Source organism: Nostoc sp. DSM 114167, assembly GCF_052692655.1.
In genome coordinates this window covers 4788272-4812106 of sequence record NZ_CP195116.1, presented here as the reverse complement: position 1 = coordinate 4812106, position 23835 = coordinate 4788272, and the positions used below count along the sequence as shown (strand labels likewise).

Annotated in this window: 16 protein-coding genes; 7 read left to right on the top strand and 9 right to left on the bottom strand. The window is 42.9% G+C overall.

Features of this window, described 5'->3' with window-relative positions:
* The first annotated feature begins 83 nt into the window (after positions 1-83).
* A complete protein-coding gene (locus NSTC731_RS20455) occupies positions 84-410 on the top strand; it encodes an STAS domain-containing protein (protein ID WP_322675524.1) in 327 nt (108 codons plus the stop codon).
* Here the strand turns inward: NSTC731_RS20455 and NSTC731_RS20450 are convergent, their stop codons facing one another.
* The 3 genes from NSTC731_RS20450 to NSTC731_RS20440 all read right to left on the bottom strand — a co-directional run bounded on the left by NSTC731_RS20450 (position 411) and on the right by NSTC731_RS20440 (position 3661).
* Positions 411-1547 (bottom strand): PP2C family protein-serine/threonine phosphatase, encoded by a 1137-nt coding sequence (locus NSTC731_RS20450; protein WP_445626540.1) that lies wholly within the window; start codon positions 1545-1547, stop codon positions 411-413.
* Positions 1548-1936: 389 nt separating this feature from the next.
* Positions 1937-2704, bottom strand: a complete 768-nt coding sequence (locus tag NSTC731_RS20445; protein WP_445626539.1) for a DUF1350 family protein — start codon at positions 2702-2704, stop codon at positions 1937-1939.
* 237 nt (positions 2705-2941) lie between these two features.
* Complete coding sequence (locus tag NSTC731_RS20440; RefSeq protein WP_445626538.1) at positions 2942-3661, bottom strand: hypothetical protein; 720 nt, start codon at positions 3659-3661, stop codon at positions 2942-2944.
* Between the two features lie 218 nt (positions 3662-3879).
* Here NSTC731_RS20440 and NSTC731_RS20435 point away from each other — a divergent pair, with 218 nt between their 5' ends.
* Positions 3880-4494: a Uma2 family endonuclease gene (locus NSTC731_RS20435; RefSeq protein WP_445626537.1), complete on the top strand. Its 615-nt coding sequence runs from the start codon at positions 3880-3882 to the stop codon at positions 4492-4494.
* A 20-nt stretch (positions 4495-4514) separates the two neighbouring features.
* Here NSTC731_RS20435 and NSTC731_RS20430 read toward each other — a convergent pair whose 3' ends face one another.
* On the bottom strand, positions 4515-5855 hold the full coding sequence (locus NSTC731_RS20430; protein ID WP_445626536.1) for a pentapeptide repeat-containing protein: 1341 nt from the start codon (positions 5853-5855) through the stop codon (positions 4515-4517).
* Positions 5856-5960: 105 nt separating this feature from the next.
* Positions 5961-7322 (bottom strand): DUF3370 domain-containing protein, encoded by a 1362-nt coding sequence (locus NSTC731_RS20425; RefSeq protein WP_445626535.1) that lies wholly within the window; start codon positions 7320-7322, stop codon positions 5961-5963.
* 168 nt (positions 7323-7490) lie between these two features.
* On the opposite strand from NSTC731_RS20425, the gene NSTC731_RS20420 reads away from it, so the two are divergent.
* On the top strand, positions 7491-9503 hold the full coding sequence (locus NSTC731_RS20420) for a prolyl oligopeptidase family serine peptidase (protein WP_445626534.1): 2013 nt from the start codon (positions 7491-7493) through the stop codon (positions 9501-9503).
* Positions 9504-9807: 304 nt separating this feature from the next.
* On the opposite strand, the gene chlP is transcribed toward NSTC731_RS20420, so the two are convergent.
* A complete protein-coding gene (chlP, locus tag NSTC731_RS20415; RefSeq protein ID WP_445626533.1) occupies positions 9808-11028 on the bottom strand; it encodes a geranylgeranyl reductase in 1221 nt (406 codons plus the stop codon).
* A gap of 326 nt (positions 11029-11354) precedes the next feature.
* On the opposite strand from chlP, the gene yidD reads away from it, so the two are divergent.
* Together yidD and NSTC731_RS20405 are read left to right on the top strand one after the other, a co-directional pair.
* Positions 11355-11861 (top strand): membrane protein insertion efficiency factor YidD, encoded by a 507-nt coding sequence (yidD, locus tag NSTC731_RS20410; RefSeq protein ID WP_445626532.1) that lies wholly within the window; start codon positions 11355-11357, stop codon positions 11859-11861.
* Positions 11862-11956: 95 nt separating this feature from the next.
* On the top strand, positions 11957-12973 hold the full coding sequence (locus tag NSTC731_RS20405) for a sulfate/molybdate ABC transporter ATP-binding protein (protein WP_445626531.1): 1017 nt from the start codon (positions 11957-11959) through the stop codon (positions 12971-12973).
* Positions 12974-13283: 310 nt separating this feature from the next.
* Here the strand turns inward: NSTC731_RS20405 and NSTC731_RS20400 are convergent, their stop codons facing one another.
* The gene (locus tag NSTC731_RS20400; protein WP_445626530.1) at positions 13284-16103 is read right to left on the bottom strand and encodes a M16 family metallopeptidase; all 2820 of its coding nucleotides are present in this window, start codon (positions 16101-16103) and stop codon (positions 13284-13286) included.
* A 401-nt stretch (positions 16104-16504) separates the two neighbouring features.
* Between NSTC731_RS20400 and NSTC731_RS20395 the strand changes: the two genes are divergently transcribed.
* Positions 16505-16972, top strand: coding sequence for a hypothetical protein (locus NSTC731_RS20395; protein WP_445626529.1), 468 nt, complete (start codon positions 16505-16507; stop codon positions 16970-16972).
* A 393-nt stretch (positions 16973-17365) separates the two neighbouring features.
* Here the strand turns inward: NSTC731_RS20395 and NSTC731_RS20390 are convergent, their stop codons facing one another.
* Positions 17366-17842 carry a Uma2 family endonuclease gene (locus NSTC731_RS20390; RefSeq protein WP_445626528.1) on the bottom strand — a complete coding sequence of 159 codons (477 nt, stop codon included), beginning with the start codon at positions 17840-17842 and terminating at the stop codon, positions 17366-17368.
* 165 nt (positions 17843-18007) lie between these two features.
* On the opposite strand from NSTC731_RS20390, the gene NSTC731_RS20385 reads away from it, so the two are divergent.
* The gene (locus tag NSTC731_RS20385) at positions 18008-21694 is read left to right on the top strand and encodes a YlcI/YnfO family protein (protein WP_445626527.1); all 3687 of its coding nucleotides are present in this window, start codon (positions 18008-18010) and stop codon (positions 21692-21694) included.
* 15 nt (positions 21695-21709) lie between these two features.
* On the opposite strand, the gene NSTC731_RS20380 is transcribed toward NSTC731_RS20385, so the two are convergent.
* On the bottom strand, positions 21710-23779 hold the full coding sequence (locus NSTC731_RS20380) for a prolyl oligopeptidase family serine peptidase (RefSeq protein ID WP_445626526.1): 2070 nt from the start codon (positions 23777-23779) through the stop codon (positions 21710-21712).
* Positions 23780-23835 lie beyond the last annotated feature (56 nt).

Genomic DNA, 23835 nt, shown 5'->3' with positions numbered 1-23835 from the left:
TAAATTTTATTTTACAAGCATTTTTAAATGTTCTATAATAGCGAAATCAGAGTATTATTTACATAAGTCAGAGTGACATAATTATGAGAGAACAAGTAAAAGTTATTAAGCTCAGTGGTAATTTGAATGCCACAACTTCACAAGACTTTCGGCAAAATATCACAAATATTCTAGAAAGTGGTGCGAAAATTGTGTTAGTTGATTTTAAAGATGTAACGTTTATGGATAGTTCGGGTTTGGGAGCTTTAGTATTAGCTTTTAAAACCTTGCGAGCCGCAGATATTAAGCTTGTTCTCTGCTCAATTAATGAGCAGGTCAGGATATTATTTGAACTGACTAATATGGATAAAGTATTTGAAATCTTTCCCAGCCAAGACGCATTTAATCAGGTTTTAGTCTCTAACACGTAATTAATCAAACTTAATTTGCAAAATAGATAAATCATCATCAAAAGCATCTTTGGAGTTCAGAGCTATTAAATAACTGAGTACGCGATCGAGTTGGCTATCAACAGGATCTTGTAAGCTAACTAGTAGCTGAATAAAAGCATCCAAACTCCAAAGTGTGCCGTCTGATTTAGTTATTTCATAAGCGCCATCACTAAAAATATAAAGGGTACTGAATTTTTCAATATTGCAAAACCCATCAATATATTTTGCCTCTGGAAACATGCCAACTGGCATACCAGGGGTTTTTAGGAGTTGAACTTCAGACTTTCTTGGAGATGTGCCGGTTACTAAAACTGCTGGTGGATGACCTGCACTAGCATAAATTAACTGGCGGTTGATTCGGTTGTAAACTCCGTACCAAATCGTAAAGTATTTATCATTTTGATAATTCATCTGAAAAGTGTCATTTAAACCTTTCAATACATCACTAGGTTGATAGTAATCGAAACCTTTGAGCGCACGGGAACGCAGCAGATTTAGCACTGAAACAGAAGGAAGAGTAGCTTTGAGTCCATGTCCGGCGGTATCGAGTAAGTAAATTGCTAGATAGTCATCATCGAGCCAATAGTAATCGAAACAGTCACCGCCTAGTTGTCGTGAAGGAATGAATCGAAAATTTATATTGAAGGGTTCAGTCATTGAAAGAGGTAGCAGCGATCGCACATATTCTGCTGCTTCTGACATTTCTGATTCTAGAAGCAACTTTTGAGCCTGCAAATCTCTACTCAACTGATGCAAGCGTAATCCTGCTCTTACCCGTGCTTGTAATTCATTATGCTCAATAGGTTTAGAGATAAAATCATCAGCACCAGCGTCTAGACCTTTGACGCAATCGGCAACGGAATCTAAGGATGTTAATAAAATAAAAAATGTGGTGAAAAATTTTGGGTCTGTCTTAATGTGGTGGCAAACTTCCAGACCATTCAATCCCGGCATGATCCAATCACAAATAATTAGTGCTGGACGATAAACCTGTGCTTTTTCTATTCCTTCCTCGCCGCTACTGGCAGTAACGACCTCATAACCCTGTTTTTCCAACATCCTTTTCAGGAGTATTTTTATTGAATGATCGTCATCAATTATTAGTATTTGAAACATATAAATTTTTTGAAAACACTCATTAATAATTTTTTGTCAAACTAGAAAATAAAAATATGATATGAGCTAATAAGCTAGTAGTATCAATACAGAGATGCTATAGCGCCGATCGTACCCTGCGGGTACTCCTTCTCCCTTGGCGTTAGCCTCTCCCTTTGGGAGAAGGGGAGACGCTAGGACGAACAGATAACTCGTACAGTAGCGGCTACGTGTCTATGTATGCAATAGACTTTGACTACTCTCTCTTTTTAAGAGAAAGTACCTGACGTTGGGGCAACAAGCGTAAGGAGTTGAGAGTTTGGTCTTTATTAGACTCAAATGAGAAAGAAGCACTATAACTCATTTCTATTTACCGAGCAAATTTACGACTATTTAAGAGTCATAAAATATTATGGCGTTCCCAAAGGATTTAGCCATAAAAGAATGTTGCTTTTTAACTGGTTTAAGTCGCGGTATGCTTCTTGTTTGAACCATTGCCCTAAAGCATCAAAGGGGGTAAAAGATGTTCCCGTTTGCCATTTAATATCTTGACCTAAAGGTGTTGTATGATTTCCTGGTAACGTTTTCGCTGTCACCATCTCATCAAAACGTTCTTGTAAGATTTTGGTTAAAGCTGCCGATTGATCGATGGTGTCATTACTAAATTTTATTAATAAATTGCGCCGGATATTGTAATGTTCTTGGACAAGTTTGTTAGTTTCCAACGGTGAGGGGGTAAATTCAATCGCAAAAGTAGAATTGAACTGCTCTACTAGAGGGATAGCTTCTTTAGCGGCGTAGTTGTTGAAGGATATTAAAATATTCCCTGCACGTTCTACTTTAAACAGGCTACCAATCAGCAAGTGGAGTTTACAGCCCATACTGTGTCCAACGCCGTAGATAGGGAAGTAAAGCTTGCGTAATGCCCCAGAATCGTGCAATCGTTCGAGGGTGCGGTCAAAGTTTAACAGCACGGATTTTGCGATCGCAGTATGATCCAATGTATTGACGAAAGGCGTAGCAATTACAACGTAGCCTTTACTTGCCAGTTGTTCGAGCAACCAGCGATAAGTGATGTGTGGTGCAGTGGCGACAAATGCACCTCCTAAAAAATGAACGATACCTATGGGATTTTGGGGAATGATTACCCAGTTCCCTCTAATTTCTTTCCAGTCCATACGGATAAGCGATCGCTTTACGATTATTCTTTATGGTAGACCGGGGATTGCAACCGTGGGAAAGATTATGGAAAAAAGCCATTAAGAATATTTTACTAGCAGATTGGAAGCTAACTCACCCAGTAACCTCTATGGATTTATCAGTAGCATCTACGCTTTCTCTCACTCTGACTGAGTACCGAGTGAATTTACGAGTGCTTTCTAAATTCCTATTACAAAACTTAATTACGAATTATCTTAACGTTGAGTCTGTAATCTTTTCATTTCGTATTGCACATCTAATGCAATTTGTAATGCTTCATTGAGTAACCTTCCATGTTCAGTAGCCTCCTCTGTTACTTGCATCGCTGTTAACGTTGCTAAATTGTTGATAAATAGTTCTGTATTACTGAGGATAAAATTCTTATTTTCTCTTAAAATCCTTTCTGTCTTCAAAGCGCGAACTAAATCAGCTTTGGTGAGTTTAAGCGCTTCGATTACATCCTCCCTTTCCTTTATAATCACTTCTGGATTACCAGCTTCTTCTATTTGGTCATTGATATCTATAACTCTAATAACAGTATTATATCTATTAACCTCATTTAACAGGATTTGCAGAGATTTTGTCATGTTAGCTTTAACAAGCTTACTTTTACTTTTCCAGACAAAATATAAAATGCTTTGCGTCAGACCACCAGCCCAAAGTCCTAAAAAAAATAATAATATCCATGATGGAATTGTTATCCACGTCACAAACATTTTAATAATTAAATCGAATAAAATATAGATAAAAATAAATGTAGAAAATCCAATAAAAACCACAGTTGCTCCTTCAGAGCTTTGAAGTTTTTGTATATATACATTTACTAATCTCTTGAGAGGATTTGTAATGATTAAAAGTTCCTCATTGACAGGTAAATTAGTCAGCTTTTGCAGATCGTTCTGACTAATTTCCAATCCCTGTAAATCATCCCGCACAGCTTTTCAACCCTTGCCAGAATAGTTATTTAATCTAATATAGCAATCAAATTTCTAGAATGCTGGCATTTTGTCTAAACTTTTGCAAGCAAATTAATACTTGTAGGCAATGTCAAGAATTTTTGTACAATATGATACTCTTTTATCACTTTGTCAATGCGTAAGTCCTAATCAACATTTATTGGATGATAAAGTAAAACATATATGGAGGTAAGATTATGATCCAAGCGTTGCCCAAATTACTCACCTTTAATGAATTTATCGAATGGTATCCCAATGATGCAAAACGCTATGAGTTGCACAAAGGAGTAATTATTGAAATGCCGCCTCCAACCGGAACACATGAAAAAGTTATTGCATTTTTGTCGCGGAAATTAACTGTGGAGTTTGATCGTCTCAATTTACCCTACGGAATTCCCAAAACTGTATTGCTCCAAACTGCTTCTGCCGAATCCGCTTATTCGCCTGATGTGTTGCTGCTAAATCTTGATAATCTCGACAATGAACCGCTTTTTCAAAAACAGTCAACAGTAAGCCAAGCTGCATCGGTTCCAATAGTCATCGAAGTTGTTTCAACCAACTGGCGAGATGATTACTACAATAAATTTGGAGATTATGAAGAAATGGGCATTCCCGAATATTGGATTGCTGATTATGCTGCATTGGGTGCAAGAAAGTTCATCGGTAATCCCAAACAACCCACTATTTTTGTATGCGAATTAGTTGATGGTGAATATCAAATGACAGCGTTTCAAGGTAACACCGCGATTTCATCACCTACCTTTCCCCAATTAAATTTAACTGCACAGCAGATTTTTAATGCGGCTAACTAATTTTTTATCTAGTCTTATAATTATCTTCCCAACTTATTAGGAATACCTTCACAACCACCAGGAATAGTACCTCTAGTTTTCTCGCCACCCCAAGTGCAACAGTAGTTACGTGTAGACTCAGACATTCGTTGTACGTTGCTGAAATCGGCATTTTCTACCACAGCGCCGGTTTGTTCGCCGGTTTCATAATCTGGTGCTTGGGTGCGACTGCGGGGTGAGGCTTTATCTACTACACCATAGAATAGGCGAATCCCGTTGATGTCAGCATCATTGAGATTCGCACCATATAAAATTGTGCGGGAGAGGTTGGCTTTTACTAAATCACAACCGCTCAGATTGGCGCGGACAAGATTAGCTTCGCTCAGATCAGTCCAACGTAAATCAGTACCAGAAAGGTCGGCTGCGGCTAGCATTACGCCTAAATCGATGACGCGCACACCTTCGAGGCGGTCTTCTGCATATCCGCCAGTTCCATCAAGAATAGCTCGACCTAATAAGCGATCGCGTTTTAGGGGTGACAGTAACTTGGAACGTGACAAAAAACGGAGAATTTTCGCTTTCCCACTACCATCGACACTACTTAAAATTGCCGCAGTGCGTCCTTCAGCGATCGCTCTTTCTTGGGGCCAATCTTCTAATAATCCTTCTTCATCTAATACCAAGTCGGAAACGCCTTGGAAGTAGGAATCAATTGTCTGTTGCTGGGTGATGATATTTTGCTGAACTGTCAGCAGGTTTTGCTGAATTGTCAAGTCTTTAGAAATAACATATTGTCGCCATGCTACGTAAACGGCGATGATAGCGATGAGAATTTGCCCCAAAGCGCCAAACCAATCAGCGAGGGTTCCAGCAATGTCCCAGTTAATTTGGCGTCCTAAAAGCAGCAAGCGATCGCCTACACCTGTGAACCTGATCGTGCCGATAATGGCTACTAGTAATCCCAAAAAAGCCACAAACAGAGTGCGTTCTTGAGGTGAAAACCATTCGTCTAAAACTTCTTGCAACCAAGGCAATAATATCGCCAGGGATAGCAGCAAAGCCATCAGCGTTCCGATAATGCCAACGATCCAGTTATTAAGGATAATTCCAATGAAGGTGGTGGCGATCGCGATTAGAGTAATCAGCAATGCCCTGGGCTTAACTGTGAATTGTTTGGTAGTAGGGTGCTTGACTTCCGAACGAGTTTGTTGTAATGCAGTTGTATATTGCGGAGATTTTAAAGACGCGATCGCCGCTAGAGCTTGTGGTGTTGCTAGTACTTCTGAGTTTAGATTCTTCTCAGCTGCGCCACCGTCAAAGTCATCTGGTTGCGAATCGTTTTCTGGGGTTGGTAGATTAGAGGAATTGGATTCAATCGTCATGTTTTCTATTTTGCCCCAGTAGATTCAGAACAACATCTGTTTTATCAGAAATTGCACTCAAATCAAGACTTGTATTCCATACAATACTTCTGGAATTTTAAATTGTTAATTTCGATCTACAGTTTGGATTGTCAACATTTGAGGAGGCGTAGCATCAGGTGGATAGAGAAAATCCACTTCTACCAGTCGGTGCTGTCCAGGAGATATTTTTAATTGAGCCAGCGGTTCTCCCATCTGTCCCCGTTGTTGAACTAAATGCCAATATTGGGTTCTGGGTAAGCCATTATCGTCATTGTAGCGAATACGAACTGTACCTCGGAAAAACACAGATGGTTCAGGTGGTGAAAAAAAGCGAAGCCCTGGTTTACTTAACTCATCTTCTTTGATAGGCGTTTGGAAAAGTACATTTATAGTTTGCGGCTTATCTGTATTGTTGAATAATGGTAGAGAGATGTTGTATTCAATGCCATAGTTGCCGTGAGCTTCGTAAGCAGTACCAGGATAACGCGCTACGAGTTTAGCAGTTTGGTTTTGTCCTGTACCCATTTTGCCAGCCAAAAGGGTACTTAAACCGTAAGAAAAAGCTTGTCCCGATCCGGGAATTGTCAGGTATGAACTATTAGAGTCGGTAACTTGTGCTTGCCAACGAGAGCCAATAGCTACCCCTGCTACCCGTCCGTAAATTTCTGTTGCCCCTGCAAGTTTATCTGGAGGACTGGGTGCAGGTTCGCGGGGCCCTGCAAAATCACCATTTTCTAATAAATTCTCCCATTCTTCTAAAGTAGGCGCTCGTTCGCTACCATCGGCATTGGGTTTGGCAAACATGGCCAGGTTCGCCAGATAAACAGGACGATCGCTATACAAACGTAACAAAGTAGAACGTCCATTCAATGGCGGCGTTAAAGTCCGCACAGGAATGGGATGATTCATTAACATCCGGCTTTGTTTTGGTGGAATTACCAACTGGGCTGGCCATCCTTGTTGTCTGGTTCGCAGCACATCATTCATCACGCGATCGCCAGGCCCTGCATAAATGTTTCCCGAATTATTTGACAGCATGGGGGGAAGCTTGACAAAAGGTGCATCGGGTTGACTCACATAACTAGCTGCTTGCAAGATGTTGACAGTTGCAGAGCGATCGCTAGGATTGTAAACAATCACTCCCAAATAAAGAGTCCGCAAATCATTTGGCGTCTCAATCGCTCTAGCAATATGGTGAGAAAATAAATCAAACCTTCCCTGAAATGGAAAGTTCAAGTGGGCGCTGGGCACTTTTTTTCCTTGAGGAGGAAATGTAGACAGCAGAATTCCTTCACTCTTAACTACTTCTGGATTATTACTGTTAAATACTGGTACTTCGTCAAGATGTCCTGTTAAAGGTCTTGTTTGTTGGGGAACGAAGATTTCTTGCGGTGCAGGAGAAGGCGATGCTTGAGCTAAAAACAAATAGGAAATAAAATTAAGCATTTATTCAAAAAGCAATTTATCGCTGAAGTTCAGAATACAGCATACTTAACCTCCCCCCAAGCGTGACAAATTTAGAAGAGGCTGTTTGTAAAATAAAGTTGCAAGTAACATCCAGCAAAGTGACTAACAGATGTAAGATAAGCGTCCTTGCTAATTTTGACAACAAACATGAAAAAGTTTAGGGAACTGGCATTAGCTTGTAGTGCGATCGCTGCTTTAATCGGTACGAGTCTCAAGGTTCAAGCAACGTCCAAACGGCTGATTACCCTAGACGATATGTCTGCTCTCCACCAAGTTAGCGAACCGCAAATTTCTAGCGATGGAGCCTGGATAGCCTATACAGTCAAGAGTACCGATATCAAGAATGATTCTGTCAACAACCATATTTATCTGACTTCGTGGGATGGCTCCCGCACCCTAAAATTAACTAACAGTAAAGATAGCGAAAGTTCTCCTCGTTTCAGTCCTGATGGAAAGTACCTAACTTTTCTCTCCAGTCGTCAGTCCGACAGTGAAGACAATCAAATTTGGCTGCTGAATCTTGCCGATGGAGAAGCAAAAAAGATTTCAGATTTTCCAGGAGGCGTTTCTGATTTCGTTTGGTCGCCCGATGGCAAACAACTGGCTGTAATCGCCGACGATCCACCCCCAGAAACTCACAACGAACAAAAGACGGCACAGCCAATTGTCATCGATCGCTTTCAATTTCAGGAAGACGGCGTTGGATATCTTGGAAAAAGTCGCGAACACCTCTACCTGTTTGACTTAGCAACTCACAAAGCAGATATTCTAACGCCAGGTGAATTTAATGAGTATTTGCCCAGCTGGTCTCCAGATGGCAAGAAGATTGCTTTTGTCAGCAAGCGTGGTGCTGATTTTGATCGGCATAACAATTGGGATGTCTACACAATCCAAGCCCAACCAGGAGCAAAAGTACATCAAATAACTACCAATGAAGTCCCCGATTGCGATCCCTCCTGGGGTAGCCGACCTGTTTGGAGTCCAAATGGGAAGTTAATAGCCTATCTGCAAGGAGGCCCTGAAAAGCTAATTGAGTACGCTGTTTACCATCTTGCCGTTATTCCATCGGAAGGAGGTACTCCACGCCTGTTAACAGCAAAACTCGATCGCAATGTTGTTAAGCCACGCTTTACATCTGATGGCAAATCAATTCTGTTTTTGCTGGAAGACGATGGCAATGTTCACTTAGCAAAAGTACCAGTAGCAGGCGGTAAAATAGAGCGATTACTAGGTGGACGTAGAAATATCAGCGCCTTTGACTTAGCGGGTGACGACAGGATTGCCTTGTTATCCTCAATGCCGCAGCAACCAAGTGAGGTTTTTACCCTTAAAGGAAGTGAACTGCGTTCAATATCGCACCAAAATCAGGAATTGCTTGCCCAACTTCTATTAGGAACCACGGAAGAAATTAGTTTCAAGAGTAAAGACGGCACCGAAATCCACGGTTTCTTAGTCAAACCACCAAATTTTCAACCAGGAAAGAAATACCCAACACTCCTTCAACTTCATGGTGGCCCAGTTGGGCAGTACACAAACCAGTTTATGTATGACTGGCAGCTGTTTGCAGCAAAAGGTTATGTTGTCGTTGCAGTTAATCCACGGGGTAGTTCGGGACGGGGTGAAGCGTTCTCGAAGGCTATTTACGCTGACTGGGGAAATAAAGATGTTCAAGATGTCCTTGCTGCTGTTGACTACGTTGAAGCACAAGGAATAGCCGATCCATCTCGGTTGGGAATAGGTGGATGGAGTTACGGTGGTATGTTAACAAACTATACGATTGCCCAAGATACCCGTTTCAAAGCTGCGGTAAGTGGAGCTAGTATTTCCAATATTTTGGCAGGATACGGTACTGACGAGTATATTTATGACTACGAACAGGAATTGGGCGTGCCGTGGAAAAACCTCAACACTTGGCTAAGAGTTTCTTTTCCGTTCCTGCACGCCGACCGAATTGTAACACCAACACTATTTCTGGGTGGCGATCGCGATGTTTCTGTTCCGTTGCACAACTCCGAGCAGATGTATGAAGCACTCAAAAGTTTAGGGGTTGATACTCAATTGATTATTTATCCTGAGCAATCCCACGATATTAGCAAGCCGAGTTACCTGCGCGATCGCCTACAACGCTATCTTAATTGGTATAGCAAGCATGGCTTGTAAGTATAAATAAATACTTTTGACGTTCACAAATTATACCATTTTGAAAAATGATTGCGACAGATGGATTCACACCAAGTCAGACGCACCAAGGCAATTCCCAATCCAAAATCTAAAATCCAAAATCTAAAATGGTATTACCAAGTGGTATGTCTCATTAAATATGATGAGTTTGTAGTAAGCACTTCAGTGCTTAAAAATCTAGGACTAAAGTCCTTACTACGAACTTGTTTACCGATCAATTTCAATTTGACATTCTTTCCAATCGGCAAAATCGGGTAATTTATTTGTTGGAAGTGCCACTCAATTAAGGTGCAAGGGCATTACCGCGAATTAGACTACCAATGGTTTTGGCAGTAATCTTCAGTTGAGTGATCGGATTAGCTGGGACAACCGTCTTATACAGATAGCTATCGAATGTTAGCCGTTGTACATCGAGGTCATCACACATTTCTACAAACGCTTCGCGGGTGGCGTCAGAACGATAGAATACGGTTTGCAGAATGTCCAGCACCTTATAAGTGAGTCCGTATCTTTTATCCCAACGCTTCAGGTAAACCTTCAGGTCGCCTTCTGTAGGAATACGGCTACCATTATTAGATGCTTCGACAATGGTTTCGGCACACATCCGCCCAGATTTAGCGGCAAAATAAATACCTTCACCAGAGGACTTAGTAACGTAACCAGCAGCATCTCCCACCAAAGCGATGCGACCGACAACACGACGGGGACGGGGATGTTCGGGAATGGGGTGGGCTTCAACTTTGATGATTTTACCGCCTGCCAACTTCTCGGATGCACGGGCGCGAATACCAGCTTGTAACTGTTTGATGCTGGCTTTATTGATTTGCATCGTACCAGTACCGACAGCTACGTGGTCATATTTGGGGAAAACCCAAGCGTAGAAATCGGTAGAAACGTCATCACCGACATACATTTCGGCGAGATCGTTATAGTAGGCCATTTTGTCTTCGGGCAAGCGAATTCGCTCTTGGAAAGCGATCGCATAATTGTAATCCCCAGCGTCCATTTCTTTGGCAACGCGGGAATTAGCCCCATCCGCCCCAATAATTAGATCCACTTTCAGAGTTTTGGCAATACCCTGTGATATCCCATCTGTGTGGTCAACGTAATGAATCGTATAGGGATCGGTATTGTTTCCTGGTATATCGAGTTTATGAACAGTGGCATTAATTAAATTTGCGCCTAGTTTGGCTGCGCGATCGCGCAAAAAGCCATCCAGCACTTCCCGGCGGCACATTCCTATATATTCTTCTTCATTTACCAGATTGATATCAACCTCGCGATTGGAAGGTGAAATCATTTTCATCTTCCGTACCCGGCGATCGATAATCTCTGGTGGTAAGTCAAATTCACTCACCATACATAGGGGAATTGCACCCCCGCAAGGCTTCGCATTATCTAGCTTGCGCTCAAACAGGTAGGTTTCAATCCCAGAGGCTGCCAGTGTTTCTGCGGCAGATGAACCAGCAGGGCCTGACCCAATAACAGCAACCCGTAGTGTCAAAGGTCTTTCTCCCAATCTTCACATTTACCGAGAGCATACTACCACGGTCTTTCTGGTGATTTGGCGCTTTACCTCCAGGTTTCTGCACAAATGCAATATTCCTTAATGTTTCGATACGAATTGAACCTGGGGTATTGAGTATTTGGTATTGAGTATTGGGAAGAATGAAGAACAGGATTTACGCAAAATCATGAAAAACGAACCTCATAGATGCAAAGCGGCTTCTTGCAGGGTATAACACAAAGAAATAAGAGTTTCAAAGAGCTTTTGCGTAAGTACAAAAGAATATTGGTTAGTGCCAATGCCCAATGCCCCAGTTATAAAATATGCAGATTTCCTTATTCGATTCTTTTACTAGACAAATTAGTACTGCCGCAATTACTGGATATCAAAAACATATTTCTCCGCACAAAGGTTTTGCTTGTGCCCACAGAATACTATATGGCGGCGAATCTTGCTCGCAATACATTAAGCGGATAGTTGCTAAGGAAGGGTTAAAAGCAGCTTTTGTTAATTCCCGCGAACGATTTCAAGCTTGCAAGCAAGCCAATCAAATATTGCGAATGCAGAGCGAAAACTCAGAAGAATCTACAGAGGAGGAAAGAGACATGCAGCAACGACAAGCATCTGGTAAAGTTACTCAAAAATCTTCATTTATTAGTAGCGACAATACCAACTGTTTTGATTGTGCCGATTTGGGCTGTAATTGTGTCGAGATCGTTAGCATAACTCCCGATTGTGCTTCCCTAGATTGTGGTGCTGCTGATTGTAGTTCCCTAGATTGCAGTGGTGCTGACTGTAGCTTCCTCGATTGCGGTAGTTGCGGTAGCTAAATCTTGTTCATCCATAAATAACAATATATGGTATATGTAGGACACAGTAATCCTACCAAGGATCTGTAGATTTAGTTGCAGAGGTTATAGTAGCAGTGGGTATAGTAGTTGAGAACGTCTCCAAACAATTTGGGAGTTTCAAGGCAGTTGATGAGGTTAGCCTAGAAATTAAGAGTGGTTCGCTAGTTGCATTACTTGGTCCATCGGGATCGGGTAAATCTACGCTACTACGGTTAATTTCAGGTTTAGAAATGCCAGATAGCGGTAAAATCCTGCTTACCGGTAAGGACGCTACATACCAAAGTGTGCAACAACGAAATATTGGGTTTGTATTTCAGCACTATGCTCTATTCAAGCATCTGACAGTTAAGCAAAATATTGCCTTTGGCTTAGAAATTCGTAAGGCACAGCCAAAGAGGATTAAAGGACGAGTAGAACAGTTACTCGAATTGGTGCAATTGACTGGATTAGGCGATCGCTATCCATCACAACTTTCTGGCGGTCAAAGACAACGCGTAGCTTTAGCTAGGGCTTTGGCAGTAGAACCGGAAGTTTTATTGCTAGATGAACCCTTTGGCGCACTTGATGCTAAAGTCCGCAAAGACTTACGGGCATGGTTACGCCGCCTCCATGATGAGGTTCATGTTACCACAGTTTTCGTCACCCACGACCAAGAAGAAGCAATGGAAGTCTCCGATGAGGTTGTGGTGATGAATAAAGGACGTGTAGAACAGGTGGGGACACCATCTGAAATTTATGATAATCCTGCCACCGCATTTGTAATGAGCTTCATTGGCCCGGTGAATGTGTTACCCAGCAACTCGAAGATTTTTCAAAGTAGCGGGTTTGATGCGCCACACCCACAAGTATTTTTGCGCCCGCAAGATGTGATTTTAGAAAAGGCTGCTAACGGTACCACTACACCTGCAACAGTAAGCCGATTAATACATTTGGGTTGGGAAATTCAGGTGGAATTAACTTTCGATGACGGGCAAGTAGTGATGGCGCATTTAACACGCGATCGCTTTAATGACTTAAAGTTAGAACCTCTACAGCGAGTGTATGTGAAGCCAAAGGATGCAAAGTCCTTTCCAGTGTCTTATTCAATTTAAAGGAGGCAGAAGGCAGGAGGCAGGAGGCAGGAGGCAAGAAGTACGAAGGTGATATTAGCCATCCTACTAAATCATTCGTAAACAATGAAATCCCCGACTTTTTAAAGAAATCGGGGATTTTATTATTGCGATTTTTACCAATCAGATAGGATTGTTATACCATTTTGGATTTTAGTTGTGTAGGTTGGGTTGAGGAACGAAACCCAACATTTTCATAGCTTTGTTGGGTTGCGCTTTGCTTCACCCAACCTACAATTTTTCTTAACTGAACTGTATTGAATCAAATCCCATTAGTATGTATCTGAGGTGATTAGCTGCCTTTGGTTACACTATCTCCAGGCCCGGCGGTGACAATCACCAGATTTTCTGGCTTAATTAAATCTTCAATTGCCTTTTGTGTATCAGCCATAGTGACTGCTTCAATCCGTCGAGGAAACTCTCGGATTTCTGACCGTGAAAGCCCCAAGACAGCATTATCCAAAATGATGCTTGATACATCACTAGGATTAGCTAAATCCACAGGATAGCTATTGGTAATTGAGCGTTTTGCTGCGTTTAATTCAGCTTCAGTTACTCCTTGCTCGCGTAACTGTTTTAGTAATGCGAGAGTACTGGCGATCGCTTTTTGAGCATCAAGAGGAGCAGTTTGCATTTGAATCAAGAAGGGCCCCGGATTGATCCCAGCAGCAAAACCACTATATATACCGTAGGTTAAACCTTGGCGATCGCGCACTTCTGTACCCAAGCGGCTGGCTAAGGTATCACCACCCAAAATTTGATTTAGCACCAATGCCGCATAATAACGTGGATCTTTCCGGGAGATGCCGTTGTAGCCGATGTAAGTAACAGCCTCAGCTTTACCGGGAATTACTTTATTTAGTTGTGTCAAAGTTTTCGGAAATGGTACGGTTGGTATTTTAAGAACAGGTGGCTTACCTGTGGCTTGCCATTTACCAAAGACTTCATTTAGCAAAGCTTTTACCTTAGCTGGCTCGAAGTCTCCTACTAAGGCGATCGTTGTGGTATCCGGTCGGTAGTGTGTCTGGTAGAAACCAAGCAAATCATCACGAGTAATAGTCTTTAAACTCTCGGCTGTGGGAAAGCTGTGGAATGGATGATTTTCAGGGTAAATTGCCTGTTGGAATACTTGCCTTCCCAAACCTCTAGGGTCATCTAGCTGGACTTTCAGACTTGTCAATGCCCTTTGGCGACTTAGTTCTAACTGATCTGCGGGGAAAGTGGCGTTTTCTAACACATCTGCCAGAGTTTGAATCAATATTGGCAAATTTGCTGAAAGTCCCTCACCACTAACGCTAGTTCCCTCGCGGCTAGCGCTGAAACTCAAATCGGCTCCCAGGTCTTCTAAGGTTTTTGCTAGGGTCAGAGCATTTTTAGTCTGCGTCCCATTCATTAAGTTGCTTGCAGTTAGATTCGCTAATCCAGCTTTTTGATTGCCGTCAAATTCACTACCAGCGTCAATTTGTCCGCTTAAGTTAATAGTGGGAAGATTGCGATCGCTCAACAGCAGAACCTTCAAACCATTCTTTAAGGTAAACTCTTCTGGTAGTGATTGTTTAGCTGAATCTGTCTCTGATGTGGCAGGTGGCAAATATTTTGCTAGTTCTGCTGGATCTACAGGCTTACCAGGGCTGAAATTTTCCACCGTGCGACTAGAACCAGCGCTAGAAGTTCCTGGTTTACCATCTGGTTGAGTCGGCTCAAAGAAACCAATGGTTTGTTGAGCCGGATTGAGGTAAGTTTTTGCAGCTTTTTGGACTTGAGCAGGAGTTACTTTTGCGATCGCAGCCAGATACCTTTCAATAAAATGATAATCCCCTGCGATCGTTTGGTTATATCCCAGTTGATTAGCTTGACTAGTGATATCTTGATTACCCAAAATATACGAGGCTTGCAGTTGCGTCTTTGCCCGCTTCAACTCTTCTGAGGTAACAGGCTGCTCTTGCAATTTTACTAAAGATTCCTGGAGTACCTGGGCAATTTTCCCTAGTTCTTGACCGGGAGCCGCTGTAGCATTAATTTCATACCAACCCGGTTCGATCAGTTCGGCAGCACCACCACTCACTGAACTAGCCAGTCCAGATTCCACTAAAGCCTGATAAAGTCGAGAACTACGTCCACCTGTAAGAATGGCATCCATCAAATCAATTGCTGGAACATCAGGATGTTTAATATCTGGCAGAGGATACACCGCTTGCAATAGTGCTGTACTTCCAGGTTGCTTGAGGACAATCGGTGCTTTTTTCGCAGCAGGGGTAGATGGAGAAGCGTTGGCAACAGAAGAAGATGCCGAGGAATTATCAATCGTTCTCCTGGCATTATTGACTACCGTATTCTTTTTTGCTCGTTGCGATAACTTCCCAAAAGTTTCTTGGACAACTTTGAGTGCGGGTTTTGTGGCAAAATCTCCGGTAATCACCAATGTGGCATTTTCTGGGCTGTAGTAGGTTTGGTAATAATTCCGTACCTGCTCGACCGTGAATTTCTCGACATCGGCTTTTGTGCCTCCCACCGATAAACCATAAGCTCGATTAGGGAAAGCAGCTCGCATCACTGCCTTACTCAGACGATAACCTGGTGAATTTTCGTATCCCTGTAACTCGGAGATCACCACCCGCTTTTCACTGGTGAGTTGTTCAGGTCCAATTAAGGAATTTTCCATGCGATCGGCTTCTAGTGTCAGCAGTGCTTCTAATTTGTCTCGCTGCACTGTGCCAAAGTAAGCTGTTTCGTCATAACTAGTAAAAGCATTGAACTGGCTACCCAAAGCACTAAACAACCGTCCAAACTGTACTGGACGGTCATTTGTACCTTTGAACATCAAATGTTCTAGCTGGTGAGAAATACCATTCTCTCCCTTAACCTCGTTGCGTGAGCCAACTTTATACCAAACTTGCACGCTCACCACGGGAGCAGTATGGACTTCCTTAGTTAGTACCGTTAAGCCGTTGTCTAATACCGTTTTTTGCACTCCTTGGGTGAATGAGAGGGCTGAAACAGGTGTGACTGCTGTTGGTGTTGCAGCATTAGTGAAATTGCCATGCATTGGCACGATAGTTAAAATAAGGCTGAGGAAAAATCCTAAAAGCATCATGTACGATCGCCGTTTCATAAGCAATACAAAATTTCCAATTTTAAAATAAAACCCCAAAGGGTATTTCAAAATTTAAATCTAACTCAAGTTGCTAGTTATTGAGGGAATAAGACAAAAATGAAATCAAAATTCCCTTAAAACAAATGTGACAGGGGAAGATGATATATAAACTTATTGCTGTACTACTTTTTTGCCCATAGCATATCTGGGTGCATTTGTTAAAACTACCCAAGGGTTATCAGGTTCGCAGAGCAAACTTTTACAGAATATTAGAAATTATTGCAAATATATTAACAAGCATTGCAATGTGTTCCATTTTACACGATTGTAGCAATATCTACTTTTAAAATTGATTTGATACCTATTGTCATCCCATTCGGGTAAGTATCTCCGTCAAACTAGCAAAAACTTTTTTAGATATGCAAACAAGAAATTTGATTGGATCGTTTACATTAGGTATGCTGTTAACAGCAATACCTGTATTATCAGCTAATGCCTCAGAAGTAGTACCAAACTTATACCAGTTTCAAGGTAAGAATGTCAGCATTAGCTACTCAACGACAAGCTTTACTGGCAAGCCCCTTTTTACCTATAAAGATAAGCAACAGACATTAAACTTTCAAGGTACCGAGCAGATCCGTAGTGTAGAAACAGAAATTGGTACATTAGTAAGTGTGACTATCCGTAAGACAGTAGATACTGGCAATACCGTGTTTACTTTGATTTTACCCCGTGTAAACCTTGGAAAAACCAACTCAGCGCCAGTAGAAACTAAGGGAATCACAACAACAAATCTCTTTTCTGTGATTCCTAAATTCAACCAGGGGCAAAGACAAACTTATACGACAATCCATTTGACCGGTACAGCTCAAGCTGTCGCGTTTTAACCGCACAAGAAGGATAAAAATATCAAACTTCTTGCTCACATCGGGAAAAGCGGTAATACTGTTTGGTTAAGGCAAGACGCGAGGAATCGCCGTCTCTACAATAATCATTCCTTTGTAGAGAGGGTGATTTCTCGCATCTTTAATAATCTAGAATTTTTATCAAAAAATCTTAACCGAAGCGTATTGAGGGTGAAGGTAAATAATTGTTTGTCTTCATTATTATTGCTTAACCCTTTGTTAAGGTTGATATCGCATGATTTATGAAATAGATAATAATTTAAATGAAGTAAAGGTTAGTTTTATCCAGGTTTTAATTAAAGATTATCAAGACTTTTAAGATACATTTTAAAAAGAAGTAATTTAGGCGGTCGCTTTCTCCCTTGTTCTCTAAAATTACCGTTTAATTTGTCTAGGAAACTTAGAAACTAACAAAGATTGCTCTAACTCGCCTTGCTCATTATAGAATGTCATTTGACCTTGTTCATTACATAACCATACTTCAATAGCTTGAGCTTCTAAATATAAATTTCTTTGAAATTCCATTTCTTCCAAAGTGTTACCAGTTGATTTGACTTCTACACAAATTTCTGGTGCAATAGACGCTGATACTTCATCTTCAATTTGAGAAAATCGTTCTTCTGAACACCAAACAACATCAGCAACTTTCACACCGTCTGATGTGTTGATAGCGCATTCTGGCATGACTTCTCCTATATTCAATAAAGATTCTAATAAACGTTGGATTCTTCCTTGATAAAAAGAATGTTTAATTTTGACTGGACTCATGACGATTTGACCCCATTTATTTAATTCGATTTTGAAGGGTAAATCTTGTAATTGTTTGTGTTCGCAAACTTCTTCCCATTTCATAATTAATATTTGCCTAGAGTGAGTGATTGATTGAATTTTAACTCATCTATCAATATTAAAACTCACCCTCTGATTGCAGATAAAGAGAGTGGAAGCAAACTTAGTCTTACTATTCTATGGGCACAATACAATAAATGGTATCCATATCTGGTTACACTCATTGCTATGGAACGCGAAGCCTTAACAATCTGTTTTCCGCCTGACTTGCTTGCAAAAGCCAGGAAACTCAAGGAAGGTAGCGAATCATTTAATGATTTAATAGTTAAGGCTTTAGAACGGGAAATGCGACACCGCCAGAGATGGGCTGCCGATCGCACCAAGGCTGAAAACCTCTTTGTTGGTGGCGGCGAGATAGGTGCATTGTTGAGATCGCACGATTGGTCGCAAACGTCGCTAGGGGCCGTCGAAACCTGGTCGGACAGTCTAAAAACGGCTGTGCAGATCCTGTTGACAGAACTAGATCGAGTCCAGCAGCTAGAATCCGATCTGCTGTCGGTTAGCACATCAACAGATACCTTGCCTCAAGCTGCCCAAGCCGATGCGCTTCGAGTCAAGCTCACCAATGCGCTACGCCCGCTGACTGATGCTAATGAGATTCAGGCGATCGCTGCCCGCATTCTAGGCGAGTCTCTAGGTGCAAGCCGCGTCATTTACATCGAAGTGTTACCCGGCAGTAAGGAGATCATCGCTCATAAAAACTACACGAACGGCGTTGCCGAACTGAGCGGACTGTACCATCTAGAAGACTTTGGGCGCAACCTGACAGATGACCATCGAGCGGGGCGAACGGCGATCGTTCCTGATGTGGTCAACTACTCTAAATACACAGCCAGCGAAAAGGCAAGGTATCGATCAATCGATATTGCCGCGCATATTGATGTGCCGCTGATCGAGAACGATCGATTTGTCGCTTTGCTGGCGGTGCATCAGGCAAACCCTCGCCAGTGGACGGAAGATGAGGTGAAACGAGTCGAGGAAACCGCAGAGCAGACGTGGGCAGCTGTCGAGCGTGCCCGTGCTGAAGCAGCATTACGCAAGAGCCGCACCGAACTGGAAGGGCAACTGCGGAAGTTTGACGCGCTTGTCGCTGCAATTCCCGATTTTATTTACACCTTTGATTTGGCGGGACGGTTCACGTATGTCAACCCGGCGTTGCTCAATCTTTGGCAGAAAACTTCGCATGAAGCTTTGGGAAAAAACTTTTTTGAGCTGGATTATCCAACCGATTTAGCAACCCGACTTCAGCAGCAGATTCAACAGGTGATCGCCACGCACCAGCCGCTCAAGGATGAAATGCCCTACACTAGCGCAATCGGCACACGCGCCTATGAATACATTTTCGTGCCAATTTTGGGCATAAACGGCGTAGTAGATGCAGTGGCAGGCGTGACGCGAGACATCACCGAGCGCAAACAGGTAGAGCAAGCTTTGCGCCAAAGCGAGAAGCAGACTCGAAATATTTTAGAGAGCATCGCTGAAGCCTTCTTTGCACTGGATGAGAACTGGCAGTTTACTTATATGAATCCATCTGCCGAAATACTACTAGATCGCACTCCAGGCGATTTAGTTGGCAAGAATTTGTGGTCAGAATATCCAGGACTGATTAGCAATGAATTGGCCCAGGTTTACTGGAGCGCCATGCGCGATCGTGTGGCTGCGTCAATGACCGCGTTTTACCCGGATCACGATCGCTGGTACGAAGTTCGCACCTACCCGGCCCCAAACGGCATCAGCGTTTATTTCAGCAACATCACCCAGCGCAAACAAGCCGAACGACAAGTGGAGTTTTTAACCGAGTTAAGCCGAAGACTCGGCACAGTGACGGATGCAGTGGAAATCAACCGCATCGTCACGCGCGAAGTCGGAACGTTTTTGAACGGACACCGTTGCTATTATCTCGATGTCACGCCGGACGGCAGCCAGGTAACGGTTTTACCCGATTGGCGGCTCGACGGATCGGATCTTGCCGGAACTTACGACCTTTCCCTTTTCGGTGTGAAGGAATGGTGGGAAACGGCGGCACGTCAACCGTTCGGGATTGACGACGTGAACGTGCATCCGTGGACAAAGGATTTCGCCGACAATTACACGCCGATCAATCTGCAATCCTACGTCATCGCACCGTTTGTCCGTGAAGGGCGTTGGGTAGCTTCGATCGGAGTCAGTTCCAACAAGCCGCGCCATTGGACGGCGGATGAGATGTTGTTGCTGGAAAACGTTGCAGCGCGTGTCGCTCCGCTGATCGAACGCGCCCGCACTGAAGCCGCCTTGCGCGACAGTGAAAACCGCTTTCGCATGGCGATCGAAGCTGCCCAATTAGGCACGTGGGACTGGAATTTCATCACCAACCAATTGATTTGGGATGAGGGTTGCAAAGCCATGTTTGGCTTACCACCAGAAGCCGAGAGCAGCATTGAGGTCTTTTTTGCCGGATTGCACCCCGACGATCGCGAACGACTAGAACAGGTGGTGCAATGGACTTTGAATCCGGCCAGCAACGGCAAGTATGACGCAGAATATCGCACGATTGGGATTCAGGATGGGGTTGAACGGTGGATTGCGGCCAGAGGACAGGCTTACTTTGATGCTGCCGACAATCCACAACGGTTTGTTGGCACTGTACTCAATATCACTGAGCAAAAACGCATTGATGCAGAACGAGAACAACTCCTGGTTCGCGAACAAGCCGCAAGAGAGGCAGCCGATCGCGCCAACCGGATCAAAGATGAGTTTTTGGCGGTACTGTCCCATGAATTGCGATCGCCTCTCAACCCGATTTTGGGCTGGACGCAGTTACTACAAAACGGCAAACTCAGCGAAGCTCGTAGAGCTGAAGCCTTGAAAATTATCGAGCGCAATGCCAATTTACAGACGCAACTAATCGAAGACTTGCTCGACATCTCGCGGATCATGCAGGGCAAACTCAGCTTAACAGCGGCTCCGGTCAGGTTGACTTTTGTGATTTCTGCTGCTGTGGAAACGGTACGTTTGGCAGCAGAAGCAAAAAATATTGCGATCGCTCTCGATCTTGACTTTGAGATCGCTCTGATTTCTGGTGATGTAGCTCGCTTGCAGCAAGTAGTGTGGAATTTGCTTACCAATGCGGTTAAGTTCACACCCCACAGCGGACAAGTAACCGTTGAACTACGGCAACTCAACGGGCTAGCTCAAATTCGGGTAATCGATACTGGTAAGGGCATCAATCCCCAGTTTTTACCTCATGTATTTGAGTATTTTCGCCAAGAAGACGGCTCAACGACACGCAAATTTGGCGGGTTGGGATTGGGGCTAGCGATCGTGCGACAAATTGTAGAAATGCACGGGGGCACGGTGACAGCAGAAAGTCAGGGTGAGAATCAAGGTGCAACCTTTATCATCCAATTGCCCCTCATGCAGCAGGCAAGAGCGATGCCTGCGGCAAGAGCAAAGCTCAACGCATCTGAGCCAATACACACACAGATAGAAGCAGAAGTGCCTTTAGACGGCGTTCAAATTTTGCTGGTGGATGACGATACCGATACCCGCGAGTTTCAGGCATTTGTGCTGTCACAAAGCGGGGCAAATGTGACAGCCGTCACTTCTGGCTTAGAAGCTTTGCAAGCTCTAGAGCAGTTCACTCCTGACGTGCTAGTGAGTGACATAGGTATGCCTGAGATGGACGGCTATATGCTGATGCAGCAGATTCGATCTCGCCCACCGAATCAAGGAGGAAACATTCGGGCGATCGCACTAACCGCTTATGCCGCAGAAATTGACCAACAAAGAGCGCTTCAGGTAGGATTTCAAACTCACATTACAAAACCTGTAGAGCCAGAGAAGTTAGTGAGGGCGATAGTTAGTTTAGTCTCATAGGGTAGGCAATGCCCACTAAAATTTCACATCTAAAGCACGTACCAAAAAAGCCCATTTGTCTGCGGCTTCTTCGATAATTTTAGCCGTGGGTTTACCTGCACCATGTCCGGCTTTAGTCTCAATTCTAATTAGCGTTGGCGCATCACCTGCGTGAGCCTCTTGCAAAGCAGCAGCAAATTTGAAACTATGAGCAGGGACAACGCGATCGTCATGATCGGCTGTGGTAATTAAGGTTGCTGGGTAAGCTGTATCTGGTGTGATGTTGTGTAATGGTGAATAGGCATACAGCGCGGGAAACTCTTCTGGATTATCTGCTGAACCATATTCGGAAGTCCAAGCCCAACCGATAGTAAATTTGTGGAACCGCAACATATCCATAACGCCGACTGCTGGTAACGCTGCACCAAACAAATCGGGACGTTGCGTTATACAAGCACCCACTAATAAACCGCCGTTACTACCACCTGCGATCGCTAGCTTCTGTGTCTTAGTGTACTTGTTAGCAATCAACCACTCAGCAGCGCCAATAAAGTCATCAAAGACATTCTGCTTTTTATCCTTTATTCCTGCTTGATGCCATTCTTCGCCGTATTCTCCACCGCCGCGGATATTAGGCATCGCATAGACACCACCCATCTCCATCCACACTAACAGACTCACAGAAAAGCCAGGTGTCATTGAAGCATTAAAACCACCATAAGCATAGAGATAAGTAGGGTTATTTCCATCTAATTTAATACCCTTTTTGTGGGTAATAAACATTGGTACTCTAGTACCATCTTTGCTGTGATAAAAGACTTGTTTTGTCTCGTAATCATCAGGATTAAAATCGACCACTGGTTGACGGAAAATCTCACTTTTTCCTGTCACCATATCGTAGCGATAAATAGTGCCTGGTATAGTAAAGCTGGTAAAGCTATAAAAAGTTTCAGTATCATAACGCTTGCCCCCAAAACCTCCAGCTGAACCGAGTCCGGGTAGTTCTACCTCTCGAATAAATCCACCTTTGAGGTCAAAAATTTTGATTTGACTGTGAGCATCTTTGAGGTAATCAGCAACGAACTGATTATTAAGTATACCGACACTTTCGAGAGTCTCCGCAGATTGGGGAATGATTTCTTGCCAATTTTCTGGAGCGGGGTTTTTGGTATCAATCGCAATAACCCTTCCCCGTGGTGCATTTAAATCTGTGCGAAAATAAAAGACGCTATCATCATTATCGATAAAGCTATAATCTGCCTCAAATTGGTTAATTAGTTCTACGACTTCCGCATTAGGATTCGTTAAATCTTTGGAAAAAACCAAATTTTTAGAGTCAGTACCTAGCCAAATTGAAATTATTAGATAGCGTCCATCTTCAGTAACGCCACCACTAAAACCCCATTCCTTTTGGTCAGGACGATGATAAATTAAAACGTCTTCTGATTGAGGTTTACCTAGTTGATGATAGTAGAGCTTTTGATAATAGTTGACATCTTCTAATCGAGTTTTTTCATTTGGTTCATCGTAGCGACTGTAGAAAAAACCTTGATTATCGTGTGTCCAAGATGCGCCAGAGAATTTAATCCACTTCAGGTGGTCTTGAAGGTCTTCCCCAGTTTCAACATCGCGTATTTTCCACTCTTGCCAATCAGAACCGGAGGAGGATAGACCATAAGCTAAAAGCTTACCATCCTCGCTAATCGATAATCCCGAAAGAGCAACAGTGCCATCTTCTGAGAGTTTATTGGGATCTAGTAAAACTTTGGGTTGGTCGTCGAGGGTTTTCAAGGTGTAAAAAACACTTTGATTTTGCAGCCCGTCATTTTTAAAATAAAAGTAGCTTTCACCTTCTTTAAAAGGAATACCGTATTTTTCATAATCCCAAAGTTTGGTGAGGCGCTGTTTAATTTTTTCCCTAGCAGGAATTTCACTCAGGTAGCCAAAAGTAACTTGATTTTGTGCCTCAATCCAAGTTCTTGTTTCTTCAGAGTCAGGATCTTCTAACCAACGGTAAGGATCTGCAACTGAAGTACCGTGGTAATTATCGACTTGATTGCTCTTATGGCTGGTTGGATAAGTGAGAGATTTTTCAGAAGAAGGCATAGTCTTAGGTCAAAGTGCTTCTTTACATACTACAAAGATAGACCCAAGACTTGGGG